Here is an 11,124-nt window from a genome sequence, read left to right as displayed (position 1 = left end):
AAGTTCCGCGAGGAGCGAATGCAGCGCGTCGGGATCCACCCCGTCGAAGTCACTTGAGGACTCGCCGTGAACTTCCTCCACCAGCACGCGAGCGAAGCCTGCCGCCGCCTCCGCGATCGCCTTCAGATCGGCGACCCTGGCGCGTCCTATCCAGGCCCGCGCCGTACGCAACTCCCGTCTGCCGTGGTGAGCACGCCTGCCCGGCTGGGGGACCTTGGCCCAATACGGCAGCGGCCCCGGAACAGAGAGGAGTTCACGAAGTTCCGCATCATCCAGCCCGGACATCCAGGCCTTCAGGTCCCCACCCGTTCTCGCCATAACGGGATCATGCCAGAGCGTCGCGAAGGGGCCAATCGGTTCGACGGAATATCGGAAAGGACCCCATCACCGATGGAATGCCCAATTCCGTCGCCGACCGACGCGCCGGTGGAATCGGCGGCATCCCGACCGCCAACTCGTGGAACGCCCAACTCCGGTCGAGTCCCACCCCCTGCGGCCGCGGCGTGCTCCCGGGAAGGGGTGGCGGCAAGATCATCGGATCGGGTACCGTCGCGGGGTTTCGCTGCCGGGGGCGTCCGCCGTGGACCTCCCGGGACCACAACTTCCGCACGGGGGAAGGTTCTCGTCATGGCGTGTCGTATCGGTGAGATGGTGCTCGGCTGCCGGGACCCGGAGCTGCTGGCGCGGTTCTGGTGCGAGGTCCTGGACTTCGTGGTGCTCGGGCGGGAGGACGACGGCTCGGTGGAGATCGGGCCGCGGGAGGGGTTCGGCGGGCCGCAGCCCCCGCTCTTCCTGAGCGCCCGGGAGGAACCCGAGCCGGGGAAGTCACGGCTGCACATCGACGTCAACCCCACGGACCGGGACCAGGACGCGGAGCTGGAGCGGCTGCTGGCGCTCGGGGCCCGCCCGGCCGAGGTCGGCCAGACCGGGGAGGAGTCGTGGCACGTCCTGATGGACCCGGAGGGCAACGAGTTCTGCCTGCTCAGGAGCCGCATCGACCCGCTCTGACGCACGCCGCGGCGAAGCGGCGCCGGGGGACGAGGGGGAGGGCGTAGCGGTGGACTCGTGGACGACCGGCCTGGGCGGGTTCGCGGCCGGGTTGCTGATCTCGGTGGTCACCGCGCCGGTGGGGGTGTCGGGCGCGGTGTTCCTCCTGCCGGTGCAGGTGAGCGTGCTGGGGGTGCCGAGCCCCGCGGTGACGCCGACGAACCTGCTGTTCAACGTCGTCGCCGGCCCCGGCGCCCTGCTGCGGCACTGGCGGGCCGGGCGGCTGGGCGGGCCGTTGACGCGGCTGCTGGTGGCGGGGACGGTGCCCGGGGTGGTCGTCGGGGCGGTGGTGCGGGTCTTCGCCGTGCCGGGGCCGCGGGTCTTCCGGCTCCTGATCGCCGCGCTGCTGCTGCCGTTGGGACTGTGGCTCTCCCTGCGAACCCTGCGAACCCTGCGGTCGCTGCGAACCCTGCGGTCGCAGCGAACTGTGCGCACACTGCGGACGCTGCGCCCGGGCTCCGTGGACGCCCCCGGTCGCGCGCCCTCGCCCCGCGCCACGACCGCGCTGGCGCTGGCCGTCGGGGTGGCGGGGGGCGTGTACGGGATCGGGGGCGGGTCGCTGCTCGGACCGGTCCTGGTCGGCCGGGGCGTTCCGGTGGCGGTCGTGGCACCCGCGGCGCTGGCGTCCACGTTCGTGACGTCCCTCGTCGGCGCGGGCACGTACGCGCTGCTGTCCCTGGTCACCACGGGCGAGGTCGCTCCCGACTGGGTGCTGGGCCTGTGCTGCGGGGCCGGGGGGCTGATCGGCGGCTACCTCGGCGCGCGCCTCCAGCCGCACCTGCCGGAGACCGCGCTCCGGCTGCTGCTGGGGGGTCTCGCCGCGGGGGTCGGCGCGGTGTACGCGGTGCAGGTGCTGGGGTGACACTGCGGGAGGCCCGCCGCGGGAGGCCCGTCGGCGGCCTGGGCACGGCAGGCTGTGCGGGGCAGTCTGTGCGGGGCAGCCTGTGCGGGCCAGGCGGCACCGGTCGATCATCGCCGGGACGCCCGGTCGCCCGCGCGACTCCCCCGCCGCGCCGCCGGGCGCTGGGCACCGGACCCGGGAAGAACGCCCGTGGAGATCCATGACGGCGTTGTGACGAATCCGTGGCGGAATGGCACTGGCCAACGCCTTACGCTCTGCCTACTCAGCTTTCGAGATCCCGTGGGGGGAAAACACTTGCGCACCATCACGCGCCCCGCCGTGCTCGGCCTCGGCGTCGCCCTGGCCGCCACCACGCTCGGCGCCACCACCGCACAGGCGGACACCCGCGCCGGAGACATCCGGATCGACAAGGTCGTCGTCAACGGCGGCAAGCCGGTCGTCGTCGGGACCACCAAGGTCGTGTCCGCGAAGGTCAGCATCACCGCGACGGACGACTCCGGCATCGCGGAGACGACGTACATCAGCGCCTTCGGCCCGAACCCGAACTACGCGCAGATCTGGTACGACGACGGCGACATCACCTGCACCAAGGTCAGCGCCACCACGTCCACCTGCACGGGCAACCTGACGTTCGACCCCGTCGCGTCGATGGCGCTGTTCGACAACGCCGCGGCGGGCACCTGGGAGCTCTCCACCCTGGTCGCCGCCCACGACTACGACTACATCGCCAAGGACCCGGCGGCCACCTTCAAGGTCCAGCGGTACTCCAAGCTCACGGTCAACGCGTCGCCGGAGCCGGTGAAGAAGGGCCGGACCATCAAGGTCACCGGCAAGCTGACCCGCGCCAACTGGGAGACCGGTCAGTACCACGGCTACACCAAGCAGCCGGTGAAGCTGCAGTACCGCAAGAAGAACAGCACCACCTGGACGACGCTGAAGACGGTCACCTCCAGCTCCACGGGCGCCCTGTCGACGTCCGTCACCGCCTCCGCCGACGGCTACTTCCGCTACAGCTTCGCGGGCACGTCGACGACCCCGGCGGTCAGCTCGACCAGCGACTACGTGGACGTCCAGTAGGTCTCGGCAGGACGACCGGCGGGACCTCCGGCAGGACGACCGGCAGGACCCGCGGCGGGACCCGGCGGAGCCCCCGCGATCGGACGATCGCGGGGGCTCCCCTTTTTCCGCGGGGCGGGGCGGACTCCGCGGCGCGGGAATGCGCCGGCGACGGTCAGGCATTCCCCTCCGGTGATGCCTCGCCGCCGCCGACGCGGTCGGAGGTCAGCGCCCGGGGGCCGCGGCGCCCGCGTGGGCGGAGAGCGGCAGGACCACGGGTGTCGACGGGGCCGCCGCCGTCCCTCCGGAGGAGCCGGCGGACGCGGCGGACGCGGCTGACGCGGCTGACGCGGCGTGGGCGGGAGACACGGGGAGCGCGGACTCCAGGTCGGCGATCAGGTCGTCGACGTGCTCCAGGCCGATCGACAGGCGCACCACGTTGGCCGACGGGCGGGCCTCCGGGGCGACCGGGCGGTGGGTGAGCGCGGCCGGGTGCTGGACCAGGGAGTCCACGCCGCCGAGCGAGACGGCGTGGGTGAAGAGGGAGAGCGAGGAGGTCAGGTGCCGGGCCGCCTCGTAGCCGCCGCGCAGGGCGACGGCGATCATCGCGCCGGGGCCGCGCATCTGGTGGCGCAGGGAGCCGGTGCGGCCGTCGGCCAGGACGGCGGAGTCCAGGTCGGGGTAGAAGACGCGCTCCACGGCGGGGTGCTGGGCGAGCCATCCGGCCAGTTCGCGGGCGGTCTCCTGCTGGGCGCGGACCCGGGTGGGCAGCGTGGCGAGGCCGCGGTGCAGGAGGTAGGCGGCCAGCGGGTGCAGCAGCGCGCCGGTGATGGCGCGCACCCGGCGCAGCGCCTCGGCGGTGGTCTCGTCGCAGGCGATGACGCCGCCGATGACGTCGCCGTGTCCGCCCAGGTACTTGGTGGCGCTGTGCAGCACGAGGGACGCGCCCAGGGTGACCGGGTTCTGCAGCACGGGCGTGGCGAAGGTGTTGTCCACCATGACCGGGACCGGGCCCGCCTGGCGGACGACACCGGCGATGTCGACCAGGTCGAGGGTGGGGTTGGCGGGGGTCTCCAGGATCACCAGGGCGGTGTCCGGGCGGGAGGCGATCACGCCGGCCACCTCGTGGGCGCCGCAGAAGGTGGTCTCCACTCCGAGGAGCCCGGAGGCCAGCAGGTGGTCGGTGCCGCCGTAGAGGGGGCGGACGGCGACGACGTGACGGTTGCCGTCCGCACCGGTCAGGGCGAGGATCGCGGCGGTGGTGGCGGCCATGCCGGAGGCGAAGGCGACCGCCGCCTCGGCCTGCTCCAGGTCGGCGAGGGCCTCCTCGAACCGGGCGACGGTGGGGTTCCACAGGCGCTGGTAGACGGCGCCGCCGTCCGGGAGCGGACGGCCCCCGGTGGCCATGGACTCGTAGGAGTCGCCGCCGCGCTCGATGTCCGGAAGGGGGTTGGTGGAGGACAGGTCGATCGGGGGCGCGTGCACGCCCAGGTCGGCCAGGTCCGCGCGTCCGGCGTGGACGGCCAGCGTCTCGAAGCGCTCAGGAGAGATGCCCATGGCGGGAGCGTTGCACCGGGAGCAGGAACACCGCATGATCGCTGCAGAATCGGCAACGAACGCGGCGACATCGGAGGTCGTCGACGGAATCGGCCGTCCGTCGCCCTGGGGGTTTCGTTGAAAAAACGAGAGCAGCGGCCGCTCCTGGACGAGTTGGACCGCCGGATCGTGGGCCTGCTGGCCGACGATCCCCAGCTGACCAACAAGGCGCTCGCCCGCCGCCTGAACCTCGCCGAGTCGACCTGCGCCTACCGGCTGCGGGCGCTGCGGGAGCGCGGGGTCGTCGCGGGGACGACGCTCCGGCTCGACTACTCGGCGCTGGGGCACCCGCTGCAGGCGCTGATCAAGGTGCGCCTGGAGCGGCACAACGCGGAGCACGTCAACCGGCTCTACGCCAGCCTGGTGCGGACACCCGGCGTGATCCAGGTGTTCCACGTGGCCGGGGCGGACGACTTCTACCTGCACGTCGCGGTGGCGGACGCGGAGGCGCTGCGGGACTTCGTGCTCCAGCACGTCACCGTGCACCGGGTGGTGCGCCAGACGGAGACCCACCTGATCTTCGAACGGCGCGACGGCGTGGGGGTGCTGCCCGCCCCCGGGGCGACTGCCTGAGCGGACGGCAGCGCGGGTGGGCGGCCCGGCCGGAGGGCGCCCAGGGGGGCCTCCGGCCGGGCCGGCCGCCTCACCGTCCCGCGGGCTGCGCCGCCTCGGTCCGCTCCGGCGTCCGCCGAGCCGGCCGGTCCGCGCGGGCGGTGGCGGCGGGGCCGGTGCCGCCGCCGAGCTCCAGGGCGAGGGGCGCGGCGACGAACACGGACGAGTAGGTGCCGACCACGACGCCGATCAGCGTGGCGAGGGCGAAGTCCGTGAGGGTGTCGCCGCCCAGGACGGCGAGGGCGGCGAGGATGAGGACGGCGCCGAGACCCGTGTTGACGGTCCGGGGCAGGGTCTGCAGGACGGCCGTGTTCACCAGGTCCGGCAGCGGCCTCGCCTGGGCGCCGGACTTCCCGCCCCGCCGCCGGAGCAGTTCGCGCACCCGGTCGAAGACGACCACGGAGTCGTTGACCGAGTAGCCGATGACGGTGAGCAGCGCGGCCAGGAAGACGCCGTCGACGGTCTTGCCGAGCCAGGCGAAGACGCCGACCAGCACGACCACGTCGTGGGCGAGCGCGCCGACCGCCGCGATGCCGAAGCGGCTGCGGAACCGGATCGCGAGGTAGAGGAGCTGGGCGCCGAGGGCGACGCCCAGGGCGAGCAGCGCGTTGCGGCTCAGTTCCTCGCCGAGGCTCGGCCCGATCAGCTCGTCGCGGACCTTGGTGGCCCCGCTTCCGGCCTCGCTCCCTGCCTCGCCCCCGGTCCCGCTCCCGGCCGCCCCGCTCCCGCCGTCGTCCGCGCCGAGCGCGGCGATGGTGCGGGTGACGGTGTCCGCCTCGGTGTCGGTCAGCCGCTCGGTGCGCACCGACAGGCCGTTGTCGCCGGAGGACTGCACGACGGCCCGGGGGAAGCCGGCGTCGGCGAGGGCGGCGCGGGCGTGTTCGGGGTCGACGGGCGCGGTGGTGGCGTACTGCAGGAGGCGGCCGCCGGTGAAGTCGATGCCGAGGTCGACCCCGCGCACGGCGATGCCGGAACCGGCCAGGACCAGCGCGGCGGCGGCGGCCGCGAGCCAGCGGCGCGGGCGGCGCAGCAGGTGGGGGTTGCGGCGGTCCAGGGCGCGGCGGACCCGGCCCACGTCGGCGATGCCGGTGACGCGCGGCCGGCGGCGCACCGAGCGGCGGGAGACGGCGAAGTCGGCGAGCACCCGGGTGACCACCAGGGCGCTGACCATGGAGGCGAGCACGCCGATGCCGAGGGTGACGCCGAAGCCGCGGACCGGGCCGGACGCGAGCAGGAAGAGCAGCACGGCGGCGATCAGCGTGGTGACGTTGGAGTCGGCGATCGCGCCGAACGCCTTGCGGAAACCGGCGCCAGGGCCGGTCGGACGCCGGGACGGGCCCGGGCGGCGTGTTCCTCGCGGGCCCGTTCGAAGACGAGGACGTTGGCGTCGACGGCCATGCCGATGGCGAGCACGAAACCGGCCAGGCCCGGCAGGGTGAGGGTGGCGCCGAGGGCGGCCAGCGCGGCGTAGGAGATCAGGCCGTAGCAGAGCAGCGCGACGACGGCGAGGACGCCCAGGAGCCGGTAGGCGCGGATGAGGAACAGCGCGGTCAGCGCGGTGCCGATGACGGCGGCCCAGGCGCTCGCCTCGACGGCGCGGGCGCCCAGGGTGGGGCCGACGGTGTGCTGCTCGACGGTCTCCACCGGCACCGGCAGCGCGCCGCCGCTGATCAGCAGGGCCAGTTCGCGGGCGTCGGCGTCGGTGAACTGGCCGGTGATGCGGGTGGCGCCGCCGGTGATGCCGTCGCCGCAGGCGACGGAGGGATCGACCTGCGGGGAGGAGACCACCCGGTCGTCGAGGACGATGGCGACCCGGCGGGTGGGGTCGCCGGGCGCGGCGCAGGCGGCCTCGCCGGTGAGCCCGGCCCAGCGGTCGCTTCCGGCCTTGTCGAAGTCGACGGTGACGTGCCAGCCGGCGCCGGTCTGCGCGTCGTGGCGGGCGTCGGCGCGTTCCACGTCGCCGCCGGTCAGGGCGGCGGGGCCGAGGCGGAGGCGTTCGCCGGACTCGTCGGGCAGGACCCGCCCGGCGGCGTCCCCGGCCGCGTCCCCGGCCCCGGCGGCTTCCTCGCCCCCGGCCTCGTTGCCGTTCCCGTCGGCGGCGGGGTCCTCGGTCCCGAGCACCGGGTGGAAGGTGAGCTGCGCGGTGCGGCCCAGGACCTCGGCGGCCTCCTTGGGGTCCTGGACGCCGGGCAGTTCGACGATGATCCGCCGGTCCCCGGAGCGCTGCAGGGTCGGTTCCGCGACGCCGAGCGCGTCGACGCGTCCGCGCAGCACCTCCAGGGTGCGGTCGGTGGCCTCGCGGTCGGCCTCGACGGCGGATGTGGAGCGGGTTTCCAGCACGATCTGGGTGCCGCCGCGCAGGTCCAGTCCGAGGCGGACCGGCACGGTGAGGGTGATGAGGACGGACAGGGCGACCACGGCGAGGGCGATCAACGCCCTCCACCGGGTGGAACGGGACGTTCTGGACACAAGGGCCTCCGGCTGGGCACGCCACGGGGGCGGCCGGCTCGGCCGCCGTCGTGACGCACGGATGGAAGGGGGCGGGGTCGGTCAGACGCCGGAGGGGGGTGACCGGCCGCGGTGCGGGAGGAGGTCGCCGGGGGCGGGCGGCCGCGCGGCGAGGCGGCCGCCGGCACGCGCCGGGGCGGGCGGGGCGACGGCGGGGGCGCCGGGGCGGACGGCCGGGTGCCCCGGATGGTCACCCGGGGGCTGGTGCCGGGTCGCCGCGGGGGCGAGGCAGACGCCGCCCGCGCACCGGTCGTCGGCGTGCGGGACCGCCCCGTGTCCGGCCACCACCACGTGGACGCCCGCCGGCGCCGCGGCGGCGGAGCCGGTGGGCGGTCCGCCGGGGGCGAAGGCGCCGAGCACGGCCAGGAGGAGGGCCACGACCCAGGGGAGCCCGGTCGGGCGGCGGCGCGCGGCCGGCTGCATCGGTGGTCGTCCCCCTTTCCGTCCCTCGTTCGGCCGGCTCCCGCCGGTCCTCGCTCCCTGCGGGTCCCCGGTTCCGGCCCGCCTTCGTTCCTGCCGACCCTCGGTTCCTGCCGACCCTCGGTTCCTGCCCGGCCCGTGGTTCTGCCGGCCGGTCCCAGGCCCCTTCGGTCCCCGGCCGGCCGATGGCGGCCCGGGGCCCTTACGGTCCGGCCCCGTCCAGGGGGCGGGACCGGTCCGCGCTCCGGCCGACCCGCGCCTCGGCGCGAGCCGGCACTGTCCGCTGCCCACCGCCGCGGCCCCCGTGGGCCGAGGGCGACGGCGGCGGCGGAAGGAGCCGATGCCGGAAGGACGGTCGGGGGGCCGCCGAGGTTCCCGGCGCGCGTCCGGCCGGGTGAACCCGGCGCCCCGGACCGGGAGTGACACCGGGGCGCCGGGCGGTCAGGGCTCGACGAGGCCCGCCCGGATGGCGTACCGGGTGAGTTCGAGCCGGTCCCGCAGCCCCAGCTTGCTCAGCAGGTTGGCGCGGTGGCGCTGCACCGTCTTCACGCTGATGAACAGCATCTCGGCGATCTCCTTCGAGGAGTGCCCCTCGGCCACCAGCTTCAGGACCTCCTCCTCACGCGGGGTGAGGATCTGCCCCGGCACCTCCTCGCCCTGCCGGACCCGGTCGAGGTAGTGGCGGATCAGCGCCGTCACCGCGCCGGGGTAGAGGAACGGCTCGTCACGGATCGCGGCCCGGCACGCCGCGACCAGGTCCCGGTCGGCGACGGACTTCAGCACGTAGCCGGAGGCGCCGGCCTTCAGCGCCTGGAAGAAGTACTGCTCGTTGTCGTGCATGGTCAGCATGAGGATCCGCAGCCCCGGCCGGACCGCGGCCAGTTCGCGGGCCGCCTGGAGCCCGGTCATCCGGGGCATCGCGATGTCCAGCACGGCCAGGTCGATCTCGTGGGCGCGTGCCTGCTCCACGGCCTCGGCGCCGTCGCCCGCCTCGGCGACCACCCGCAGGTCCGGTTCCTGGTCGAGGATCAGCCGCACCCCTCGCCGCACCAGGGCGTGGTCGTCGGCGAGCAGGATGCGGGCGGGCCGGCTCCCCGGTGTCGCGGGGGTCTCGGCGGGCTCGGGGGTGAGCGGGGTGACGGGGTTGTCGTGCTGCATCAGAGGTCCTGGGCGTCGGTGCGTGCGGCGGACGGGGCGGGCTGCGGGAGGGCGAACGGCTCCGGTCCCGGCGGGACCGGACCCGCCGGGGGGACCGGCACGGTCAGCCGCACGGTCGTCCCGTCGCCCGACGGCCCGGGGACCACCTCGAGCGAGGCGCCCACCAGCAGCGCCCGTTCCCGCATGCCGCGGATCCCGGCGCCCTCGCACAGCCGCCGGATGCCGCGCCCGTCGTCGGTGACCGTGAGTTCGACGGCGTCCGGGTCCCGGCGCAGGCGCACGGTGACCGTCTCGGCGTCGGCGTGGCGGGCCGCGTTGGTCAGGCTCTCCTGGGCCACGCGGTAGAGGACCAGTTCGGTGGTCGGTTCCAGGGGCGGCAGGTCGCCGGCGAAGTCGCGGCGCACGGTCAGGCCGGTGTGGGTGGCGAAGTCCCCGGCCAGCGCGGTGAGGGCGCTGACCAGGCCGAGGTCCTCCAGGACGCCGGGGCGCAGCCGCCGCAGCAGGCGCCGGACCTCGTCCAGGCTGCCGCGGGTGGCCTCCTGGATCTGCCGCAGTTCGTCCCGCAGCGGCGGGTCGGCCGTGTCGGCGGCCCGTTTCAGCGCCAGCAGGACGGCCGTCATGCTCTGCCCCACCTCGTCGTGCAGTTCCTGCGCGACGCGGCGGCGCTCCGACTCCTGGGCGCTCAGCACCCGGGCGCTGCTCGCCACGCGTTCCTGCTCCAGGCGTTCCAGCATGGCGTTGAAGGTGCGGATGACGTCGGCGACCTCGCCGGTGCCGCTCTCCGGCAGCCGCTGTCCGGGGCGGAGCAGGTCCACGGTGGCCATCCGGCGGGTGAGCCGGACCAGCGGGGCCAGTCCCCAGCGGATGAGGGCGGCGTTGGCGACCAGCATCACCCCGAGGCCGCCGACCAGGATCACCGCCTCGGTCAGCAGGACCGGCACGGACACCGTCACCGGCGCCCACAGCAGCAGCGCCGTGGCCACGCCCAGCACCACGGCGTTGAGCAGGAAGATCCGCCAGAACAGGGACACCGGGGTCACGCCTCCTTCAGCGATGCGTCGCCCACCACTCTCGCCCACCACTCTCGCCCACCACTCTCGGGCATCGCGGTCCCCCGGCACGCCGCGGCTCCCCGGCACGGCCCGACCGTCCGGGCCGGCCCTCCAGCCTGCCGGGCGGCCGGGCCGGCGTCGATGGGTCGCGGCACCCATTCCGGGTGGGTCGCGGCACCCACGCGGGGGCGGGCGGGACGGGCGGAAATGGGGCGCGCGGCCGATGGCCGCGCGCCGCGCGAACGGCGAGGGTGGACCTGTCCGCGGCCCGCCCCGGCCGCCGGACCAGGCACCCGGCCCCGTCGCCGGGGGCCCGACGCCCCCTGCCGTCGGCCCCCCTGGTGGCGGTGGCCGGCGTCACGTACGGGGCGCACGCACCGCCTTCCGGCCCGCCCGAACCCGGCCGGTCCGGAACCGATGGAAAGGACTCCCATGGCCCTCGACGCCGCTCCTCCCGAACCCCGCCCGCAGCGCCACACGTCCAAGGAGGCCCGGCAGCGCCTGGAGCACGAGCGCGACAGCCGGCTCGCCCAGCTGCGCTCCCTCACCGGCGGCCCGGCGGTGGACGACCACCTGATGTCCCCGCAGAAGGAGGCGATCACCAAGGTGCTGCGGGAGATCGACGCGGCGTTCGCCCGGATCCAGGACGGCACGTACGGCACGTGCGGGCGCTGCGGGGAGGCGATCCCGGAGGAGCGGCTGGAGATCCTGCCGTACACCCACCACTGCGTCGGCTGCCGCCGCAAGGACGTCTGAGGACGCCCCGTGCGCGCGTCCCGTCCCGTACCCCCGGTCCGCGGCCCCAGGCCCCCG

At 75.2% G+C, this 11,124-nt stretch carries 9 protein-coding genes and 1 pseudogene; 5 read left to right on the top strand and 5 right to left on the bottom strand.

The window, feature by feature from the left end; translation table 11 throughout:
* Positions 1-627 precede the first annotated feature (627 nt).
* The 3 genes from ABZ836_RS08035 (at position 628) to ABZ836_RS08025 (ending at position 2,986) form a co-directional block, all read left to right on the top strand.
* Positions 628-1,008 (top strand): VOC family protein, encoded by a 381-nt coding sequence (locus tag ABZ836_RS08035; protein WP_361140497.1) that lies wholly within the window; start codon positions 628-630, stop codon positions 1,006-1,008.
* A 49-nt stretch (positions 1,009-1,057) separates the two neighbouring features.
* Positions 1,058-1,909 carry a TSUP family transporter gene (locus ABZ836_RS08030; RefSeq protein WP_361140494.1) on the top strand — a complete coding sequence of 284 codons (852 nt, stop codon included), beginning with the start codon at positions 1,058-1,060 and terminating at the stop codon, positions 1,907-1,909.
* Positions 1,910-2,203: 294 nt separating this feature from the next.
* The gene (locus ABZ836_RS08025) at positions 2,204-2,986 is read left to right on the top strand and encodes a calcium-binding protein (protein ID WP_356134307.1); all 783 of its coding nucleotides are present in this window, start codon (positions 2,204-2,206) and stop codon (positions 2,984-2,986) included.
* Between the two features lie 204 nt (positions 2,987-3,190).
* Here ABZ836_RS08025 and ABZ836_RS08020 read toward each other — a convergent pair whose 3' ends face one another.
* On the bottom strand, positions 3,191-4,522 hold the full coding sequence (locus ABZ836_RS08020) for an aminotransferase class I/II-fold pyridoxal phosphate-dependent enzyme (protein ID WP_361140491.1): 1,332 nt from the start codon (positions 4,520-4,522) through the stop codon (positions 3,191-3,193).
* Positions 4,523-4,639: 117 nt separating this feature from the next.
* Here ABZ836_RS08020 and ABZ836_RS08015 point away from each other — a divergent pair, with 117 nt between their 5' ends.
* Complete coding sequence (locus ABZ836_RS08015) at positions 4,640-5,134, top strand: Lrp/AsnC family transcriptional regulator (RefSeq protein ID WP_356134303.1); 495 nt, start codon at positions 4,640-4,642, stop codon at positions 5,132-5,134.
* 70 nt (positions 5,135-5,204) lie between these two features.
* Here the strand turns inward: ABZ836_RS08015 and secD are convergent.
* The 4 genes and pseudogenes from secD to ABZ836_RS07995 form a co-directional block, all read right to left on the bottom strand.
* Positions 5,205-7,642: pseudogene (gene secD, locus ABZ836_RS08010) on the bottom strand (protein translocase subunit SecD).
* 81 nt (positions 7,643-7,723) lie between these two features.
* Positions 7,724-8,104, bottom strand: a complete 381-nt coding sequence (locus tag ABZ836_RS08005) for a hypothetical protein (protein ID WP_361140488.1) — start codon at positions 8,102-8,104, stop codon at positions 7,724-7,726.
* A 438-nt stretch (positions 8,105-8,542) separates the two neighbouring features.
* Positions 8,543-9,259 carry a response regulator transcription factor gene (locus ABZ836_RS08000; protein WP_361140485.1) on the bottom strand — a complete coding sequence of 239 codons (717 nt, stop codon included), beginning with the start codon at positions 9,257-9,259 and terminating at the stop codon, positions 8,543-8,545.
* On the bottom strand, positions 9,259-10,290 hold the full coding sequence (locus ABZ836_RS07995; RefSeq protein ID WP_361140865.1) for a sensor histidine kinase: 1,032 nt from the start codon (positions 10,288-10,290) through the stop codon (positions 9,259-9,261). The genes ABZ836_RS08000 and ABZ836_RS07995 overlap by 1 nt, the downstream gene beginning before the upstream one ends.
* A 453-nt stretch (positions 10,291-10,743) precedes the next feature.
* Between ABZ836_RS07995 and ABZ836_RS07990 the strand changes: the two genes are divergently transcribed.
* Positions 10,744-11,067 carry a TraR/DksA C4-type zinc finger protein gene (locus tag ABZ836_RS07990; RefSeq protein WP_356134295.1) on the top strand — a complete coding sequence of 108 codons (324 nt, stop codon included), beginning with the start codon at positions 10,744-10,746 and terminating at the stop codon, positions 11,065-11,067.
* The last annotated feature ends 57 nt before the right edge of the window (positions 11,068-11,124 follow it).

The sequence above is a fragment of the Streptomyces sp. NPDC047130 genome, from assembly GCF_040643475.1.
GTDB lineage: Bacteria > Actinomycetota > Actinomycetes > Streptomycetales > Streptomycetaceae > Streptomyces.
This window is presented reverse-complemented; position numbering and strand designations above follow the sequence as displayed.